Origin of the sequence: Pseudomonas shirazica (assembly GCF_015168335.1) — a bacterium.
Lineage (GTDB): Bacteria > Pseudomonadota > Gammaproteobacteria > Pseudomonadales > Pseudomonadaceae > Aquipseudomonas > Aquipseudomonas asiatica.
Map to the genome: position 1 here is coordinate 1,522,136 of NZ_CP063456.1, position 18,392 is coordinate 1,540,527.

Consider the following 18,392-nt stretch of genomic DNA (forward strand, 5'->3'; position numbering starts at 1 on the left):
CAGGATCCCGGCATAGCTTCATCATCACCTCTCCGTGACGGCTCATTGGAACGAAAAAGGCCAGCATCGCCGTGATGGACTTTCATAATTGCCAGGTCAACTGGCTTGCGTGCTGTTTATTCACAGCAAGGCATTGCGACGTCGTTGCAGCAATCGCCGCCATCGCAACAGGGCGTTGCAGCAAAAGCGGCGGTGGGCGCTAGCATGAGGGCCAAGCCGCGGCCGCTCATGCTGGGGGCCGTTCTCTTCAGATTGGTGTCCTGCACCGTGTGCATTGCGAATTTCCGGATCGTCCCAATGTCACTGGGACTCCTTTGTGGCGGCCGGGTTCTCCACGCTCATGAACGACTGGGCCACCAGCGCGATCGCCCCGCCCACGATGGCCATGTCAGCGATGTTGAAGGCGGGCCAGTGCCAGCCGTGCAGGTGAAAGTCGATGTAGTCGATAACGTGCCCGCGCGTGGCGCGGTCGAACGCGTTGCCCAATGCGCCGCCCAGAATGAGGCTGTACGAAAGGCCTTCCGTTTTGCGCAGCGGCCGGGAGAGCAGCCATGCGAGCCATGCCGATATTGCGAACGCGATCGCCAGAAAAAACCACCGCTGCCAGCCGCCCGCGCCAGCAAGGAAGCTGAACGCCGCGCCGGGATTGAGAGCGTGAACTAGGTTGAAGAATGACGCCACCTCGTGCGACCAACCCAAGGGAGTTGTCGCGTCAATGTAGCTCTTAGCTGCCTGATCGCCGGCGAATATAACGATCGCGAGTGAGTACCACTGCGTCTTGCGAAGAGATGGTTCATCCATTGTTCATGCCGCCTTGAACTTCAGGAGGCGCAGCCCATTGACGACAACCAAAAGACTTGCCCCCATGTCAGCGAACACAGCCATCCACATGGTGGCATGCCCTGTGAACGTCAACGCAAGGAACACCGCCTTGATGCCAAGGGCCAGAACGATGTTCTGCGTGAGGATCGCCGCAGTGCTACGCGACAGCCGGATGAAGGCGGGGATCTTGCGCAGGTCGTCGTCCATCAGGGCGACGTCGGCTGTTTCGATCGCGGTGTCGGTGCCGGCCGCGCCCATGGCGAAGCCGATGTCGGCACGGGCGAGCGCGGGCGAATCGTTGATGCCGTCGCCCACCATGCCCACCTGGCCCTCGCCGCCGACCAGGCTTTCGATGGTCTTGAGCTTGTCTTCGGGCAGTTGGTCACCACGGGCTTCAGAGATTCCGACCTGGGCAGCGATGGCCGCGGCCGTGTGCTGGTTGTCCCCCGTCAGCATCAGCGTGCGCACACCCAGCGCCTGCAGGTCGGCCACCGCCTCACGGCTGGTTTCCTTCACGGTGTCGGCCACTGCAAAAATGCCGAGCACGGTCGCATCGTCCATCAGCAGGATCGCTGTCTTGCCTTGGCGCTCCAGGGTCTCCAGCCGAGCCTGGAGCGTCGCTTCGCTCAGGCCCAGCTCCTGGGCGAGCCTGTGGTTGCCCATGTGCAACATGCGCCCGGCGACGCGGCCGCGCACGCCGCGGCCAGGCAGCGCCGCGAAGTCGTCGACCTCGTGCAGCGCGATGCCGTCACGGTTCGCCTTGCGGGCGATGGCCTGAGACACAGGATGGTCCGAGCGTGCCGCGAGGCTTGCGGCCCAGGCGGCAACTTCCTGCGCCTCGCCGATCAGCGGCACGAAGTCGGTCTGCTCGGGCTTGCCATGTGTGAGTGTGCCGGTCTTGTCCAGGGCCAACGCCTTGAGCTTGCGCCCGCCCTCCAGGTAGACGCCACCCTTGATCAGGATGCCGCGTCGGGCGGCAGCGGCCAAGCCGCTGACGATGGTGACCGGCGTGGAGATGACCAGAGCGCAGGGGCAGGCGATCACCAGCAGTACCAGGGCCTTGTAGACCCAGTCAAACCATGCGCCGCCGAAGGCGAGCGGCGGCACGACGGCAACCAGCACGGACACCGCGAACACCGCCGGCGTGTAGACGCGGGCGAACTGGTCGACGAAGCGCTGCGTGGGCGCACGGCTGCCCTGCGCGGACTCCACGGCATGGATGATGCGCGCGAGCGTCGAGTCGCTGGCGCCTGCGGTCACCTTGTATTCGAAAGAGCCGGTCTCATTGATGGTTCCGGCGAAGACCTGGTCACCTTCGGCCTTCTCGACGGGCAGGCTCTCGCCGGTGATGGGCGCCTGGTTGATGGCCGATCGACCCGAGGTGATCAGGCCGTCCAGTGCGATGCGCTCGCCAGGACGCACGCGGACCACCGCGCCCTTTGCGACCTCCTTGGCCGGCAGCTCTGTCCATGAGCCATCGGCCTGCCGCACGGTCGCGGTCTCGGGCGCCAAGTCCATCAGCCCCCGAATGGCGTTGCGGGCGCGGTCCAGCGACTTCGCCTCGATCACTTCCGCCAACGCGAACAGGAACATGACCATGGCGGCCTCCGGCCAGTGGCCGATCGCCATGCCGCCGGTGACCGCGATGGCCATCAGGGCGTTCATGTTCAGGTTGAGGTTCTTCAGCGCGATCCAGCCCTTCTTGTAGGTGCTGAGGCCGCCGGTGAAGATCGAAACCAGTGCCAGCACGATCACGGCCCAATGATTGCCGTCGTTGACCCAGTACACGCCTTCGGCGGCCACCGCCGCAACGCCCGAAACCGCCATCGGCCACCAATTGGTCTTGTGCGCGGCCACCGGGGCATCGCGCGGCTCATCAGTCCTCTGGACCTCGGCTTCCATGCCCAGCGATTCGATGGCTTCGACTGCCGGCTTGATCGCGTCGGGTGTGTGCCGAACCGTGAGCGTGCGCTGCATCAGGTTGAAATCCATTCCCTGCACGCCCGGCATGCCTTGCAGCTTGCCGCGGATCAGACTTTCCTCGGTCGGACAGTCCATCTTCGCGATGCGAAGTACCGTGGTGGCTGTCTGCATGTCCTGCCGCGCAGCCTGCATTCCAATGGAAGCAAGCGCCTTCTCGATCGGCGCTGAGGTCGCCAGCGTGTGCTGGACTCCCAGCACACGCTGCATCAGATTGAAGTCGAGCGCGGTCACACCCGGCAGCTTGCCCAGCCGGTCGCGGATCAGCGCTTCTTCCGTCGGGCAATCCATGTTCTCGATCCGGTACGTCACCCGCTCGCCGATCGGCGGCGCGGAAACGGCAGCGGTTGGTTGCTGCTGCAGGGCCGAGGATGGGATCACAGCCGCGGCTTCGATCGGCCCCGTGTGGCCGAAGGTCTGCTCCTTGGCGCGCATGCCGATCGAGGCCAGGACCTGCTCCATCTGCGCGCGTGCCTGAGCGAGGTGTTTCACCGACAGGGTGCGCTCAGCGAGGTCGAAGTCGAGGTCCTGAATTCCCTCGACTGCCCCGAGGTGCGAGCGGATGAGTTTCTCCTCGCTCGGGCAGTCCATGTTCTCGATGCGGTAGGTGGTCGACACGGCGGCGTCTCGGACAGCCTGAGCCTTCATGCCCACCGAATTCAGCGCTTGCTCCAAGGCATCGGCCGAGACTTCGCGGTGCGAAATGGTCAACAAACGCTGCGGAAGATCGAACAGGAGCCGCTCGACACCGGGCATGCCCTCCAGCGTTCGCCGCACCAGTGCTTCCTCATTGCGGCAATCCATGTTGCTCACGTGGAAAACGGTGGTTTCAGTGCTGGCCTGCTCACTGGCGCACGCCGTCTGTTGGCCATTGCCGCCGGAGCAGGCGCATGGGCTGGAAGGTTCTTTGTTCATAGATCGCTCTTCATTGACAAGGTTTTCCCCGGATGCCATCATTAGAAAACCTCTAGTAGATATAGAGTCAAGTTTTTTATAGGAAGCAACCATGATGCGGATCGGTGAACTGGGCAAGAAGGCAGATTGCTTGGTGCAGACCGTGCGCTTTTACGAGTCAGAAGGCTTGCTGCCCGAGCCTGCACGTAGCGAGGGCAACTTCAGGCTCTATGACGAAGTCCATTTGCAGCGCTTGCTGTTCATCCGCCGCTGCCGGGCGAAGGACATGACGCTGGATGAGATCCGTCAACTGCTGAACTTACGGGATCGGCCAGAGTTGGGCTGCGGCGAGGTGAACGCGCTGGTCGACGCTCATATCGCGCAAGTGCGGACCAAGATGAAGGAATTGCGCGCCTTGGAGCGCGAGTTAATGGATCTGCGACGCTCCTGCGATAGCGCCCGAACCTCGCGCGAGTGCGGCATTCTCAACAGCTTGGCCGAGCCCGCCTGAAGCTCGAGCGTGTCATCGGTGCTGGAAGTGATCGGGTCCAGTTCTGAGAGCCACGTGCCGCGCTCCATCATGCGAAAGCGCGCGATTCTGACGTTTTGAGACGGCGTGCGACCGAGGGCGTGGCCCACAGGAGCCAGCGCGAGCCGGACGACCTGCGCGCCGCAATCTCCGCCACCTTACGGGTTCTCCAGGCCAGACCGAGCATCGCGGCGTGGCTGCGCAGGTGCAGGTGCAGGCCAAGGTAGCAGTGCGCCACGACGCGGCCCGACTCATGGGCACGCCACGCAACTCGCGATCGCTTCGCAAGAAGCCGCAAGGCCCGACTCGCGCAAGAATGCGACGTGGGCAAGATCGTATAGCCAGCAGCGCAAGCGTTTGCCGCTGCTGGCCGGCTCCGGAAGGGATAGACAAGCTGCGGGCCGTAGTCCATTGGAAAGTCCATCTTTCTTGAGTGTCACTCTTTGGCGCCCAGCGTGTGCTTTTGCGACCGGAAAGCGCTGAACAAGTGGCCCCCGGGCATCCAGAAATCGCCGTAGTTGACTTGGGCGTCTTCGTGCTCACGCTTGTGATGCCAGCGATGGGCTTCAGCCACCCCGATCAACAATCCCAACGGCCCGACCCGGTATCCCAGATTGGAGTGCTGGAAGGCCAGATGCACGACCAAGAAGCCGAGCCATGCGCCGACGGCCAACCACAGCTTGGAACGCCGCTACTGGCTCAACGGGGAGTGGAAAGGCCGCCCGCCCTCTAGCAAGGCGGCACAAGCGAGCGCGACGATCACTGTGAGTAGCTCCGTCGGAAAAGACGGCCGGCCGGTCGCGAGCTCGCCGAAGAGCACAACCGCAGTGGCGCCACGGATCAGTGGATAGCAGCCATACCGGATGACAGTCGCAATGAAGGGGGCGCATTGGTGCTCATCTGTTCTGTCCTAAAGCTCTGACTGGATTGGAAAACCTTCTAGCTACGGTAGAGTCAAGGGCGTCCGGGAAGACCCTGTGGCAAGTTCGTTGCATCTGCGCCTTGACTCTCCAGCCGCTACAGGCTTCAGCATCCATCGATTTGGAAGGAACAATGCATGGCTGAAAACCACAGAAATCACGAAAACGACGAGTTGGGCCGCCTAGATGCGAGCGATGCGAAGGACCGAAAGATTCTTCTGACTGTGTTGCTGATCAACCTGACGCAGTCCGCCGCCGGCATTGCCCTTGGCATCTGGGCTGGCTCTACGGCGCTGATGGGCGCCGGGTTGGACAACCTCGCCGATGCGTCGGTCTATGCGGTTAGCCTGTATGCCGTCGGTCGTGCGGCAACGGTCAAGGTGGGCGCGGCCCGCTTGTCGGGTTTCTTGCTAATCGGCCTGGCCGCGCTGCTGCTGTTGGAAGTCCTACGCCGCTTCGCTGGAGGGGAAGAGCCTGTCGGCCCAGCCATGATGGCCATGGCCGCGCTGAACGCGGCTTTGAACCTAGTGTGCCTCAGACTACTGCGCCGCCATCGCGGGGAAGATGTGAACTTCAAGGCGTCAGCGATCTTTACCAGCAACGACTCCATCGTCAATGGTGCGATTGTGCTGTCCGGGGTGCTGGTGATGGGGTTCGGGTCGAACATCCCGGATCTGGTGCTGGGCGTCATCGTGGCCGCAATCGCAGCGAATGGGGGGCGGGAAATCCTGCGCGAAGCATCGGAAACAGCTCGCCGTAAGGCGGGCACATAAGGCATGTTTTCGCCCAGTTCATCCCGAGGTTTACCTCTGCAAAAGAGGTAGTCCAGCCTTTGGGCTACGGCCTCGGCTGCAGCCGAGCGTACCATTGGCGATGGCCGCGCGATAGGCGGGCATGCCGTTCTCGACCTCCGTCTGCCGTACAGCAGCGGTGCGCAAGGTTGAGGGTGCATGTCGTCTCTCCTGTTCGTGTGGCCCAGGCCAATGGCCGGGCCGGGACGTTGATGGGCAGGAGAATGGCGCCGAAGGCCCAACGGCCTTCGGCTCGGGAGAAAAGAGGAACCACCCGTGGGCTGATTGGCAGGCCCGGTCGTCGCTAGAACCGTCTGCTCATCAAGCAATCACACCCGGCCCATGTCGTGGCTGGGGCCGGCATCGTCTGGCGCACATCCGCGCACAAAGGGAGCCCGTTTTTGCACCGGCGGGCACCGGCACCGATTACCGCTGACCACGAAGGGTCTCCCGGTGGCTCGTGCAGCCTGGCAAGCCACCGGGAGACCCTTCGCAGAGGGCGGAAGAAACGCAGATCAACAGAACGCGCGTGGTGCGGCTCGCAGAGAAGCTACCTTCAGGTCCCGCGGCCGGGGACGGCTGGGCGGGACGCGCACACGGATCAAGAAGGCGTTGCGCGCTGGGCGTCCCGCAGGGCATGCGGCGGAGTGCGGGACAGGGGCCACGCCGCCGAAGGCGGGCACGGCTCACGGGGAACGGGGGCGGTCAGGAGCCTTTGCGGCCGCTACGGCGCGGGCGCGAGGCGCCGCGCTTGGAGCTGCCGGATTCGACTGGCAGCGTGCCTTTGCAGTCCGGGTAGCGGCTGCACGACCAGAACGGGCCGCTCTTGCCGCTGCGCTGGCGCGTGGGTGCGCCGCACTGCGGGCATGCCGGCCCTTGGGGAACCTTGATGGACAGGGAGGCGCTGCCGTACTGCGCAATCAACTGCGAAATCCACGCGGCCTGCTTGCCGATGAACACGTCCAGGGTGAGCTGTCCGGCCTCGATCATGTCGAGCGCCTGTTCCCAGACGGCGGTGGTGCCAGGGTCGGCAATCGCCGCAGGCACGGCATCGATCAAAGTGAAAGCCGCATCCGAGGCGCGGATGGCGCGCCCCTTCTTCACGAGGTAGCCGCGAGCGATCAGGCCGCCGATGATGTTGGCCCGCGTCGCTTCGGTGCCGATGCCAACCGTATCCTTGAGCTTCTGCTTCAGGCGGGGATCGGACACCAGCTTGGCGACGCCTTTCATGGACTTGACCAACTCGCCTTGCGTGTACGGTTTGGGCGGCAGCGTCTTGAGTGCCTTGAGATCGACGTCGGCCACCTGGCATGCCAGGCCCTCATACAGTTTCGGCAGCGCGGGCAGCACCTGGGCGCGGACCGCAGTATCGCCCTCGCCATCACCGTCTTCGGCCTGCGGCTCGGCGAGCACCTGGCGCCAACCCGGGATGACAACCTGCTTGCCCGTGGCCGCCAGGTTCTGCCCCCCGCACGAAAACTTGGCCACAGTGCGGTCGAACTCGTGGTGAGGGAGGAACTGCGCCAGGTAATGCGACCGGATGAGCCTGTACACGGCCAGTTCCTTCTCGCTCATGGCGGAGAGCTTCGCCGGTTCGAGCGTCGGGATGATGCCGTGGTGCGCCGTGACCTTGCCATCGTTCCAGGCGCGCGAGCGCTGCGAGCGGTCGAGCTGGCCCATGATCGAGCGCAGCGAGGGATCGGTCTTGAGCAGGCTGTCGAGAACGGTGGGCACTTCGGCAAACATGCTCTCGGGCAGGTAGCCGGAGTCCGAGCGGGGGTACGTCGTGGCCTTGTGCGTCTCGTACAGGGCTTGGGCAATCTCCAAGGTTTCCTGCACGTCCAGCCCAAGCTGCTTGGAACACACTTCCTGCAAGGTGCCCAGGTCGAACGGCAGCGGCGGGCCTTCGCGGACACGCTCAGTCTCCACCGACACGACGTGGGCACTGCCCGCAGCGCGGATCTGCTGCATGGTCTGCTGTGCGACCGGCTGCCGCAGGCAGCGGCCTGCGTCGTCGGTGCACGCATCGGGTGGAACCCATTGCGCGGCGAAAGTCGAACCGCCTGCGAACAGGGACACGGCGATGGCCCAGTATGGTACGGACACGAAGCGCGCGATCTCGCGGTCGCGGTCCACAACGAGCTTGAGCGTCGGGGTCTGTACGCGGCCGACCGACAGCACGCCGTCGTAACCCGCCTGTCGCCCCAGCACCGTGAACAGCCGGCTCAGGTTCATGCCCACGAGCCAATCCGCACGGGAGCGCGCCAGCGCCGAGTGGTACATCGAAAGCGTCTCGGCCGAAGGCCGCAGCTTGCCCAGTGCCGCCCGAATGGACGCATCGTTGAGCGCCGACAGCCACAGGCGTTCGATGGGGCCGCGGTAGCCGCAAAGCTCCACGATCTCGCGGGCGATCAATTCGCCCTCGCGGTCGGCATCGGTGGCGATAACCAGGTGAGTCGCCTTCGCCAAGAGCGCCTTGACGACCTTGAATTGCGTGGCGGTCTTCGGTTTGACCTCGACCCGCCAGTGCTGGGGAATGATGGGCAACTGCTCAACGGACCATCGTTTGAGCTGCTCGTCGTAGGCCTCGGGCGGCGCCGCCTCCACGAGATGGCCGATGCACCAGGTGACCGTGACGCCGGAACCGTTGAGGCAGCCTTCACCGCGCTGCGTGGCGCCGAGAATCCGGCCAATGTCTTTGCCCTGGGAGGGCTTCTCGCACAAGAACAGCCGCATATCCGTCCATCCCGATTCCTGTTGTTCATGGAGTTGCTGGGATCGAGGATGCCGAGCGCAGCCCCTGGCAGCAGCAAACAAGCCGCATGCGGCAGCGACCGCTTTCACGCCGATGAAATGGCGAGTGCGGGGAAGGTGCGTGGCCGGAAGTGTGCGGGCCGAGAGCCGCGATTTCCGGGAGCGCGCGTGGAACTCGGTGGACGTTGGTGGAGCTATCCCCTGGGGATAATTCGCAGCGCATGGAGGGCGGCGAAGCACTGCGGCAGCCGCCCTCCATGCCCGATCACTTCCTGCGCTTGGTCTCTTTCGGCGCCGTCGATTCCTGGGTGGCCTGGGGCTTCGGCTCTGCCTCCTGTGGCTTCGGGCTGAGGGCCACAGACTCGATGCGGTACGGCAGGATGCCGACACTGCGCGCGTTGACCTGCCAAGTCTCACGCGGCTGATCTTCGTTGTCCGTCCAGGGGTCGCGCTCCATGCGGCCGACGACCAGCACCCGCATGCCCTTCTGGTAGAGCTGCTGCCAGCGGTCGGCGTCGTGGTGCCAGAGTTCCACCGGCGCCCAGAAGCCGCCGCGGTCCTCGAACTCGCCGCCCTTGGTGGGGACGGGGTTGTCGAAGTACACGTTCAGCCGGAGCAACCGGCGAGGATCGTCGTTGCCATTGGGGAATTCGCGGTACTCGGGAGGCGATCCGATGTTGCCCTCGCCGATGAATTGTGTGCTCATGTTGGAATCTCCGTGGTGGTTGAAATACCCGTGCCTCGTTGGGCTCGGGCGCGTGCTCGGATGGCAGGCGCAATCACCGATCGCGCACTGCGGCAGGAACGGACGCGAGCCGGCGCAGGTAGGTGTTGTCCGCCTGCGCGGCCTTGCTGGCGCATTCCTGTGCTTGCCTGCCCAGGGTGTGCAGCAGGCTGATCTGCATGTTCAGCATGACGCGCTGCAGTTCGATCTCGTGCAGGTCGTGCAGCAGGTTGACCGGCGTGCTGGGGCTCGCCATCAGCTCCTGCCACAACGCCACGCCCATGGCCGATCGATCGTGCTTGCGCCAGCGAAGAAAGGTCGTGCCTGCGCCAGTGGTCTGCTGGGCCAGCTCGACGGGAAGCAGGTGGAAGGGATGCCCGCACGCCTGTGGCAGCACCTGTCGCTGCGCCAGGGCAATCAACTCGTCGCGCATGGCGAAGCACTGGCTGGCCCAGGCCTCGAAGTCCCCTTTACCTTTAAAAGGCTTTAAAAGGCCTTTTAGAGAGGCCGCGTGTTCCAGCCGCATGAAGGCTGGCTGTTCCAGACCACGGAAGTAGCGAGGTTCGCGGTTCGGGTCGCTCATGCCTGTTCGTCCTCGCCGGTGCTGGCCTCGGCCGGATCGGCGGCAGTGCCTTCGTCGCTGGGAGGTGCGGCTGCGGCAGCGCTATCACTGCGCTGTTGCAGGCCGCGGCGCACGACGGGCGGCGCAAACTTCGAGCGGCGAGCGCCTTCGAGCACGTCCTGCGGCAAGTCGCCGAACTTCTCCAGCGCCGCCCGCGCTGCGGCGTTCTTGGCCGCGAAGTCGTCGCGGGTGCATCCCGAGTAGCGGTACTGCTGGGCCAGGCTGAACAGGCTGCGCAGCGTGTGAGCGCCTTCGTTGAGCCACCGCTCCAATGTCGAGCGATCGATCAGCGCGGTGTGATGGGCGAGGATCAGCTTGCGGGCGATGTCGTCATAGTCGGCCAGGAGATAGACCGCGGCAAAGCCGAGCTGCGCGTTCACGAACAAGGGGAGCTTCACCGGTTGCACGTTGAGGTTCTCGCCCAGGCTCAACGCCGCTGGCACGCCGGCCAATGCCTGGTCCACCTGCTCGCGCAGCGATTGCAACGTGGTCTTGGCCTGGTCGAGCTTTTCCTCGATGCGCAACATCCACCAGTCGCTGTACGGGTCATCCTGTTCCGAGCCGCGCTTCATCTTGTTCATCACGGCGATGTAGCCGTTCAGGCCGACGATGCCGGGTCGCCCCTCGGCGGCGGCGCGGCCATGCCAGATGCGCGATGCGTGGTGGGTGTGAAGCGTCAGCGACATCGCGCTGCGCAAAGAGCCGAGATTGAGTTGCAGAGGTTCGTTGGTTGCCATGGTGTCCGCTCGCTTGGGAAAAGGAGCGGTCAGGATCGGCATGCAGCGGAAGGCAGTCAGTCAACAAACCGAAATGAACTGGTCCCCGGTTGTCGTGGTGGTGGCGGCCCGCAATGCGAGCTATCCCCAGGGGATAGCTCCATCAAACGCCACAGAGCGCTGCTCGCGCAGATGGTGGGTGCGCTCAGGAACCGGACGCCACTGCAGCACCGTGGACAGAAGCACCCAGCCTGTGTCTTTCGGTGTTACGCCTTGCATCACATCTATCCCCAGGGGATAGCTCTACTGACGGCCACGGGCGTCTGCTTCACGCCCTTGTCGCTCGTCGCGCTCAGCTACTGCGCAGAAGGTCGCGCAGCCGGTCGATGTGCTGCCGGGCTACCTCGGGCGGAACTACATTGCGCGGTGGCTCAGGCGGTGCATCTCGTGCAGGGGCAGGTGGCGGTGCTGACCCAGCTTGCCTGGCCCATGCGTTGAACTCGCCACGGATGGCACGTTGGATGATGCCGAACAGGTAGCCTGCCGGGTTGCGGATGGTGCTGCCACGACAGCGATCCGCCCATTCGTCCAGCACGGCCTGGCGTAGCGGGGCATCGACCTGCTGCAATGCCACCATGGCGCCGGCCTGCTGTTCATCTTTCAAGCCGAGAAAGCGATCAGGCAGACGAACTCCCGGCATCGCGCGCGCCTGCCCACGCTCACGCGCGGTAGTACGTACTTCATTAATACGACTACTACGTACAGTACGGTCCTGTTTCGGATTCCGAAGAGCGCCGTCTGCTGCGTGTTTTGGCCCTGCTTCGGAATCCGAAGAGGGCCGATCAGAATTCCGAAGAAGGCTCGGCGCCCCTTCTTCGGAATCGTGAACCGTGTCCTCCTGTGGATAACTCTCCTGCGACCCAATGCCTTGGCTTGCGAGGCGTTCGGCAAGGACCTGCAGCCGCGAGGGCAGCATGCGGCCAGACAGCAGCGGGTCTTCGGCGATCTCATTGAGCGTGTGCAAGCCCACGACCTGAACGGCCCTGGCCGAATGGCCCAGGGCTTGGCTGACGAGCTGCAGGTAGTCCGGGTCGAGCTGCATCGCCTCGAACGGGGTCAGGGGCTCATCGTGCAGGACGTAGAGGTTGCCGAGGATGCGCCCGGTCTTGGGGTCGCGCCTGCGGCGCACGAGACTCAACCAGCGCGTCAGGCGCAACAGCGTCAGCGCCCGTGCCACGGTCTCGTGGGAGGCCTGTCCGGCGCAGGGCATTGACGCGAGCCACGGGCGAAGTTGCTCATACGTCGGAAACGCCGTGACGCCATCCTCGTTGAGCATCATCCGGAAGACTTGCCAGGCATTGCGTTCCAGCGGCGTCAGGCGTCGGTCGAGGAACAGCCGTCGCGGCACGCTCTCGTGCCGATTTCCACTGAACAGGAAACCGTCGCCGGTTGCAGACACAGGAGACGTCGCGGATGCGAAGGCGGGAGCCGGTGCTAGTGGGCGAGGTTTCGGTGCAAGGTCTTTCAGCGCGCTGTCGAACAGATCAGCGAGGGCGACCGGACCTTGGCGTGGTGCTCGTGGTGCAGCGTCGTCCACGGCCATGATTCAACCCAGTCCCTGATCGATCCAGTTCTTGATCGCAGCCCAGACCACCGACAGCGGCAGCTCCATGCCTTCGGCGAGGTCCATTGCCGCATCAAGAACCGAGGTCTCATCCTCCAGCTCGACGTTCCTGCTGCTGGTCACGACCTTCCAGCGCCGCCACAGCTCGGTGTCCTGCTCCTCGTCCAGAACCGGATGGCGCCCCTTGCGTTTGGGCAGGCCGAGAACTTCGCGCCGAAGTGCGACTTCCTGATGTGTCAGCCCGTAGAAGCGGCTCACCATTTCGGTACTGGCACCCAGGCGCAGCATGCGATCGACGGTGGCGATCTCCTTCTCCACGTCCTGCGCCTGTTTGAGCAATCGCCGGAGCACTTCCCGGTTCACCGAGACAGAGCACCAGGAGACGTTGGCATTGGCCAGCACGCTGATCAGCGCCGGATGCTTGAGCGCATCCAGCTCTTCCTCGCCGAACCCCATCGCCTTGCAGCGACGCAGTTGCCCGTTTCGTAGGTCGTAGAGTGCCTGCGCGATGACGGCCTGGTTGAGTGGGTTCGGTGCGGACATGCAGGCCTCCCTCGCTCAGATCCCAGAACCGACAGCGCCGGCTTCCAGATCCAGCAGGCGCCGGGCCAGCCGCAGCAGACGAAACAGCTTGACCAGCGCGGTGTCGCTCAATCGCCGGGCCCCGCCGTCACGACGTTGACCCTGGCCGTGCAACAGCGCTGGCAGGTCTGTGATGAGTTGCCCGCTGTCCAAGCCGACGCCGGCTGGCTGCTGACCGGCCAGGGAAACCAGTAGTGCGAGCACGGCGCGTGCGAGCGGCGACGAAGCCTGGGCTGGGGCACGACACGTGAACCCGATGCCATCAGAACGATCCTCGACACACGCGTCCAGGTCGGCCTCGCCCGCGATCTCGCGCGCGAACTGCGCGATGTGGATGCGCAGGCGGTCGGGTGTGTCGAGGCCAGGGTCGATATACCAGATGTCCGAGATGGGATAGAGGCCACCGGCCTGCACGGGAATCGACTGCAAGACGTTGGCCGAGAAGTCGGGCGGCAGCGCATCGCCCAACTGGTCGGCGACCATGCGCTGGATGGACTGGAGCCGCTCCGTCGTGGGTGCCGGAGAGATGATGTGCTCGTCAAGCAGACCGCCATTCGCTGCCGCAGGGCTGGCTGCGGATGCCTCGCTCGGGGCCCCATCGTCCCGGGGCCTTGTCGGCGCGTCGGCAGAGTGGCCCGCAGAAGGTGCAGTTGTAGTGGGGGGCGGTGCCGGTTCGATCGGCGGCCGTGCGATGGCCCCAGGCTCGGGCAATGCCGGCGGCGCCGATGGCGGGGTTGGGTCGCTGACCAGGGCGCGGTGGCGGCTCTCGGATTCGGTCAGGTCCAAGGCGAGCACGTCGTAGTCGATGCCCAGCAGCTCGGACATCTGACCGATCAACTCGTCCTGCACACGCGGCGGCGAGAACTCGTCGGGCTGGACATCAAATTGCGACAGCGCCTCCAGAAAGAAGCTGTCGAAGTCCAGCGGCAGGGAGCGGCCTTTGGCATAGTGCTCCCACGTGCGTTCGCTGGCTTTGCGCATGACCGACAGCCGCTCGACCTGGTGGCGGCCGAGGCCCCCGTATAGGACGGTCGGGATCGCGGGCAGCAGGTAGCGCACCGCGTCAGCCATGCGGCTGATGTGCGACTGCTGGACTGGGAAGCCGTCGGCGGCCAGGCGGCGGGCCAGCTCGGACTGGCTCAGGGTGGTGCCGCTTTCAGCCTCATAGAACTCGCGGGCTTTCTCGACGCCCAGGGCGCGCTCGATGAACGTGAGGCCGCCGCGTAGTTCGTTCTCGGCGAGGTGCCCGGTCAGGGCGACGATCTCTCCGCGCGCAGGCCACGGCCGGAACAGGCACGATATGCGGAAGAAGCGTTCGTCCTTGGTCTCCGCCCAGAGTTCACGCAGGATCGCCAGCCTGGTGTTGCCGCCGTTGCGGATGATGTAGTGCGCCTCGCCAGGACGGCGTGTGATCGCTGGCGCCGCGTCCAGGCCGCGCTCTCGGATGGAGGCCTTGATTTCATCGTAGGCCGAGTTGCGCTTTTTGCGGGGGTCGTGGTCGTAGGGCCGCAACTGGTCCAGCGTCACGACCATCGGCGTGTCGGCGATCGGGTCGCTCAAGGCCGTGGCCGATGGCCCACTGCGCTCGAACCCGGCGGCAAGCAGCTTGCCGGCCATGTCCTGGGAGGTCATCTCAGCCATGACCACATCCCTCGGCGTTGACGGCCCGGGCCATGCGGGCCTCGCGCTCGGCGCGGCGGATCTGTGCACGGGCGTTGAGATCCGCCCGGTAGTCGCTCGCTGTTGAGCTGGTGTAGATGGCGGCGCAGCCGGCCTTGGTGAACTTGAGGTGTCCGCCCCGTGTGCGCTTGACGTGCCAGCCTTCGCTCACCGCAAACTCAATCAGGGCGCGCAGCCGTTTGTGGCCGCGGGCCAGTTCATGTGCGTTCGCCATGTGACCTCCCGGTTTCAATGGAACGAGGAGGACGGCCGGACACGAGGGCAAATCTGTCTTGCCACTGTGGGAACAGTTCGCCGGCGAGCGCGCGCATGGTGTCGAGCGCGGCGGGCGCAACTCTGCCCGGCGGCTGGCGATGCTCGACGCGATGCACCGGCAGGCCGCGGGTTGCGGCGCGCGGATAGGCCTCGATGGCCGGCACGTCGGTGCCCAGCACGCATATGCCGGCATGGTCCTGGAACAGGTCGCGCAGCGCCTGCTGGATCATCCGTGCATTCGCGGACACGGGGTGGACGCGATTGATGAGCAGGTGCAGGGATGGCGGTTCGATGCCGAGGTGCCGGTATGGCGCGATGTCCTCCAGCAACTGCATGGTGCCGCGTCGCAGTTCGCGGGCAGCGAGAATTTCCGGGGTCACGGGCGACAGCGCCAGGTCAGAGGCGAGCACCGCCATCTCCAACAGCACCGAGCGTGCACCCTGGGTGTCGATCAGCACCAGGTCATAAAGCGGCGCCAGCGCCGGCAGCAGGTGCCGCAGTCTCAGGCGTCCGTCTGGCGCGTGCAGTAGCAACGTGTTCAGTTCACCCCGGTGATCGTTCGAGAGCACCAGGTCCAGGCCCGCGATGATGGTGCGGGACACCAACTGATCGAGGGCGCGTTCGTTGAACGCCAGCAACTCATAGATACCGCCGGCAGCGCGGTGTGCCAGCTCGTAATAGGACGACAAGGTCGGCTGCACGTCGAGATCGAGCAGCAGCACACGCAGCCCCGCGTCCGCGGCGAGGCCGCCGAGGTTGGCGGCCGTAGTCGTCTTGCCTACGCCGCCTTTCGTTGAAATTATGGATACGACCTGCATGGCGCTCTCCGTTTGGCGATGGGAAAATCGAGGGGGAGCGGGTCAGGTCCGGTTGTTGAGGCGTTCGGCGATCCACTGGTCGATCTCGACCGAATCCCAGCCCACGGCGCGCACGCCCAGGCGCAACGCCTGCGGAAACTGGCGCTTCTTCATCAGGTTGTAGATGTGGGCGCGTTTGAAGCCGGACTTCGCTTCAACTTCATCGAGCCGCAGGATGCGGCGCTCGTGCGGTGGCAGTACAGGTATTTGCGACATGGCGGTCACTCCTGAACGCTCAGTAGCGTTTGTTGGCGTGACCTCTATTCAATAGACATGGCTGCGGAAAAACATTGCAAATGCAATCTCCGCGACTGCACATACAAGATGGAAGAATTCACGCGGCTGCGCTACGGACATTCTTCCTGGCATTGGCGAACTTGCCGTTCAAGGTTCGCTCCGTGATGCCCATGGTGCCGCCATAGTGGGCGAGCAATGCGGTGACGATGGCCTCCTGCGTCTTGAAGCTGGAGTACGGCACGCCGGATGGGGATTGGCTCAGCATCAGCGTCAGCATGCCGCCGATGATGTTCAGGTATGTAGTTTCCGCCCGATCACTGATCACGCACTGCTTGGGAGCCAGCAGTACGGCGGACTGCTTTAGCAAGACTTCGTGTTGCTGTTGCAGTTCGCGCATCTCGCGTCGGCTATGGTCCAGCGCGGCCTGCAGAGCCAGCCGTTCCAGCAGGATTGCCTGTCCTGTCTCGATGGTGATGAAGGGATGCACCATGCGCTCGCCGCGACTGAACAGAAATCCCGGCCGATGCTCGGGATAGTGGGTGCGCATCCACCGCTTCAGATCGACATGGCGGACGGTCAGATCGAGTGAACTCACCAGATCTGGGTCATTAAGTGTGATCCCGTTCTTGCCGAAGGGTAGTTCGGCGTTGAGGATACCGTCGTAGATGCGTTCCGAGTACAGCCGACACTCGTTCCATCGCGGGCAGTCCAACATCTGCGGCAGACAACGCGGTGATGCGATCGATGCGACGATCACCGCTTCGTACCGCAACAACCCAGCCCACCGTATGGCAGCTTCGATGGGACGATAGAACACCTTTGATAGTGGTGGCTCCTTGTGCATGTTTTCGTCTCCTTTCGGAAGCGCTACATCACCGGCTCCTTCTTGCCCCACCAAGGGGCTGTTTTTTCGTTATGCCTGTGGCTGATGCCTGGGGCGATGCCCTGGAACATGGACGGAAGAGATCATGGCACCCGTCACAGGTGGTTCTCTCTTGCTCGATATGCAAGAATTGACCAGTTGCCGGTCCGTCGAGTAATAAGGAAGAAGCACGCTCGACAATTGCGCTCACGGTGCCAGCGTCATGGGGTGCGTCAAGCACATCAAGACCGATTCGATATGGTCTGATATCCCCACGGTTTCACAAGGCGCAGGGGATTGCATCCGCTGCTCCACGTCCAGAGGGACCTGGAGAAATCCGCGCATGTCATGCTTGTTTCGGCATCCTGATATATCGACATAGCATCTTGCGGCGAAGCATTTTGCTTGGTTCAATCCAACGCACTTTGCGTTCACGCGCCTGCGGTGTGGGCCAAACATGGTCACATCGCATCAGGATGCAGTGCAGTTCTATCGCCCGCTAGGCATCCTGCCTTCCCTTGAACTAGTCCGTGGTGCGAGAAGGCATCCGCCGCTCTTGATAGAAGCATCTTGCTGCCGCGATGACTTTGATGGGCGTGATGCGCGGAACATAGTCCAAGAACTCGACGGCGGTATGCCGCGAAGCCATGAATGACTTGCCCGCTGATTCTTATCCATTAATTCAATAATTGTTGTACTATCGAATCATGAACGAAGATCAAGCCGTTTCCGCCCTGAGCGCCTTGGCGCACACCCAGCGCCTGCGTGTGTTCCGCGCCCTGGTCGTCGCCGGCCCGGAAGGACTCACGCCCAGCGTGCTGGCCGACCAGCTCGACGTGGCCCGCAACACCTTGTCCTTCCATCTGAAGGAACTGGCCCACGCCGGCCTCGTCAGCATCGAGCAGCAAGGCCGCAACCTGATCTATCGCGCCGAATACGACCACATGAACGGCCTGATCGGCTACCTGACCGAGCATTGCTGCCAAGGCGGAGTGTGCGAGGTTTCCGAATCCACCCGCTGCGACTGCTGACGCCATGACCGACACGATCTACAACGCATTGTTCATTTGCACGGGTAATTCCGCCCGCTCCATCCTTGCCGAAGGCATGCTCAACGAGCTGGGCAAGGGCCGCTTCCACGCTTATTCGGCGGGCAGTCACCCCAAGGGCGAGGTTCATCCGCTGGCACTTGCCACGCTGGAGCGGCTGCACCTGCCGACGACCGGCTACCGCAGCAAGAGCTGGGACGAGTTCGTGGCACCGGGTGCGCCGGTGTTCGACTTCATCTTTACAGTTTGCGACAACGCTGCTGGGGAGGCTTGCCCGCTGTGGCCGGGCAAGCCGGTGTCGGCGCATTGGGGCGTCCCTGATCCGGCAGCCGTCGAGGGCACTGAGGAGCAACAGCGCAAAGCGTTCCTCGACGCCGCGATCACGCTGCGCCGACGCATTGAACTGTTCCTGTCGCTGCCGCTCCAGCGCCTGGACGCCATGTCGTTGCAGCGCGAGCTGCGCGACATCGGCCGCCAGTAAGGGCGGCGCGATG

General features: G+C 64.0%; 19 protein-coding genes and 1 pseudogene. 4 read left to right on the forward strand and 16 right to left on the reverse strand.

Annotated features, from left to right (window positions below):
* Window positions 1–300: 300 nt before the first annotated feature.
* The 3 genes and pseudogenes from lspA to IMX18_RS28610 all read right to left on the reverse strand — a co-directional run.
* Complete coding sequence (lspA, locus tag IMX18_RS06975) at window positions 301–801, reverse strand: signal peptidase II (protein WP_003098955.1); 501 nt, start codon at window positions 799–801, stop codon at window positions 301–303.
* Between the two features lie 3 nt (window positions 802–804).
* Complete coding sequence (locus IMX18_RS06980; RefSeq protein WP_134576282.1) at window positions 805–3,393, reverse strand: heavy metal translocating P-type ATPase; 2,589 nt, start codon at window positions 3,391–3,393, stop codon at window positions 805–807.
* Window positions 3,394–3,531: 138 nt separating this feature from the next.
* Window positions 3,532–3,810, reverse strand: a pseudogene (locus tag IMX18_RS28610) (heavy-metal-associated domain-containing protein); the annotation flags it as partial.
* On the opposite strand from IMX18_RS28610, the gene cadR reads away from it, so the two are divergent.
* A complete protein-coding gene (cadR, locus tag IMX18_RS06985; RefSeq protein ID WP_003098965.1) occupies window positions 3,809–4,207 on the forward strand; it encodes a Cd(II)/Pb(II)-responsive transcriptional regulator in 399 nt (132 codons plus the stop codon). The pseudogene IMX18_RS28610 and the gene cadR overlap by 2 nt on opposite strands.
* A gap of 67 nt (window positions 4,208–4,274) precedes the next feature.
* On the opposite strand, the gene IMX18_RS28385 is transcribed toward cadR, so the two are convergent.
* Together IMX18_RS28385 and IMX18_RS27950 are read right to left on the reverse strand one after the other, a co-directional pair.
* Window positions 4,275–4,649 carry a DUF3703 domain-containing protein gene (locus tag IMX18_RS28385; RefSeq protein ID WP_011516992.1) on the reverse strand — a complete coding sequence of 125 codons (375 nt, stop codon included), beginning with the start codon at window positions 4,647–4,649 and terminating at the stop codon, window positions 4,275–4,277.
* A gap of 12 nt (window positions 4,650–4,661) precedes the next feature.
* Window positions 4,662–4,871: a sterol desaturase family protein gene (locus IMX18_RS27950; RefSeq protein ID WP_014747696.1), complete on the reverse strand. Its 210-nt coding sequence runs from the start codon at window positions 4,869–4,871 to the stop codon at window positions 4,662–4,664.
* 411 nt (window positions 4,872–5,282) lie between these two features.
* Here IMX18_RS27950 and IMX18_RS06995 point away from each other — a divergent pair, with 411 nt between their 5' ends.
* Window positions 5,283–5,918 carry a cation efflux transmembrane domain-containing protein gene (locus IMX18_RS06995; RefSeq protein WP_003098972.1) on the forward strand — a complete coding sequence of 212 codons (636 nt, stop codon included), beginning with the start codon at window positions 5,283–5,285 and terminating at the stop codon, window positions 5,916–5,918.
* A 723-nt stretch (window positions 5,919–6,641) separates the two neighbouring features.
* Here the strand turns inward: IMX18_RS06995 and IMX18_RS07000 are convergent.
* The 11 genes from IMX18_RS07000 to IMX18_RS07050 form a co-directional block, all read right to left on the reverse strand.
* The gene (locus tag IMX18_RS07000; RefSeq protein WP_003116834.1) at window positions 6,642–8,672 is read right to left on the reverse strand and encodes a DNA topoisomerase III; all 2,031 of its coding nucleotides are present in this window, start codon (window positions 8,670–8,672) and stop codon (window positions 6,642–6,644) included.
* Between the two features lie 283 nt (window positions 8,673–8,955).
* Window positions 8,956–9,396, reverse strand: coding sequence for a single-stranded DNA-binding protein (locus IMX18_RS07005; protein ID WP_003098976.1), 441 nt, complete (start codon window positions 9,394–9,396; stop codon window positions 8,956–8,958).
* Between the two features lie 73 nt (window positions 9,397–9,469).
* The gene (locus IMX18_RS07010; protein WP_049323458.1) at window positions 9,470–9,997 is read right to left on the reverse strand and encodes a DUF3158 family protein; all 528 of its coding nucleotides are present in this window, start codon (window positions 9,995–9,997) and stop codon (window positions 9,470–9,472) included.
* Window positions 9,994–10,773, reverse strand: a complete 780-nt coding sequence (locus tag IMX18_RS07015) for a PFL_4669 family integrating conjugative element protein (RefSeq protein ID WP_011871436.1) — start codon at window positions 10,771–10,773, stop codon at window positions 9,994–9,996. Before IMX18_RS07015 ends, IMX18_RS07010 begins: the two co-directional genes overlap by 4 nt.
* Before the next feature lie 331 nt (window positions 10,774–11,104).
* Window positions 11,105–12,355 (reverse strand): STY4528 family pathogenicity island replication protein, encoded by a 1,251-nt coding sequence (locus IMX18_RS07020; protein WP_011871435.1) that lies wholly within the window; start codon window positions 12,353–12,355, stop codon window positions 11,105–11,107.
* 3 nt (window positions 12,356–12,358) lie between these two features.
* Window positions 12,359–12,919: a DUF2857 domain-containing protein gene (locus IMX18_RS07025; protein WP_009876573.1), complete on the reverse strand. Its 561-nt coding sequence runs from the start codon at window positions 12,917–12,919 to the stop codon at window positions 12,359–12,361.
* A gap of 15 nt (window positions 12,920–12,934) precedes the next feature.
* The gene (locus tag IMX18_RS07030) at window positions 12,935–14,599 is read right to left on the reverse strand and encodes a ParB family protein (protein ID WP_009876572.1); all 1,665 of its coding nucleotides are present in this window, start codon (window positions 14,597–14,599) and stop codon (window positions 12,935–12,937) included.
* Window positions 14,592–14,852 carry a hypothetical protein gene (locus IMX18_RS07035; RefSeq protein WP_009876571.1) on the reverse strand — a complete coding sequence of 87 codons (261 nt, stop codon included), beginning with the start codon at window positions 14,850–14,852 and terminating at the stop codon, window positions 14,592–14,594. Before IMX18_RS07035 ends, IMX18_RS07030 begins: the two co-directional genes overlap by 8 nt.
* Entirely contained in the window at window positions 14,836–15,711 is an 876-nt protein-coding gene (locus tag IMX18_RS07040) for a ParA family protein (protein ID WP_011871433.1), read from the reverse strand. The genes IMX18_RS07035 and IMX18_RS07040 overlap by 17 nt, the downstream gene beginning before the upstream one ends.
* Before the next feature lie 42 nt (window positions 15,712–15,753).
* Window positions 15,754–15,966, reverse strand: coding sequence for an AlpA family transcriptional regulator (locus tag IMX18_RS07045; RefSeq protein WP_009876569.1), 213 nt, complete (start codon window positions 15,964–15,966; stop codon window positions 15,754–15,756).
* Window positions 15,967–16,084: 118 nt separating this feature from the next.
* Window positions 16,085–16,831: a hypothetical protein gene (locus IMX18_RS07050; RefSeq protein ID WP_011871432.1), complete on the reverse strand. Its 747-nt coding sequence runs from the start codon at window positions 16,829–16,831 to the stop codon at window positions 16,085–16,087.
* A 725-nt stretch (window positions 16,832–17,556) separates the two neighbouring features.
* Here IMX18_RS07050 and IMX18_RS07055 point away from each other — a divergent pair.
* On the forward strand, window positions 17,557–17,880 hold the full coding sequence (locus tag IMX18_RS07055) for an ArsR/SmtB family transcription factor (protein WP_009876567.1): 324 nt from the start codon (window positions 17,557–17,559) through the stop codon (window positions 17,878–17,880).
* A gap of 4 nt (window positions 17,881–17,884) precedes the next feature.
* Window positions 17,885–18,379 (forward strand): arsenate reductase ArsC, encoded by a 495-nt coding sequence (locus IMX18_RS07060; protein ID WP_009876566.1) that lies wholly within the window; start codon window positions 17,885–17,887, stop codon window positions 18,377–18,379.
* Window positions 18,380–18,392: the final 13 nt, after the last annotated feature.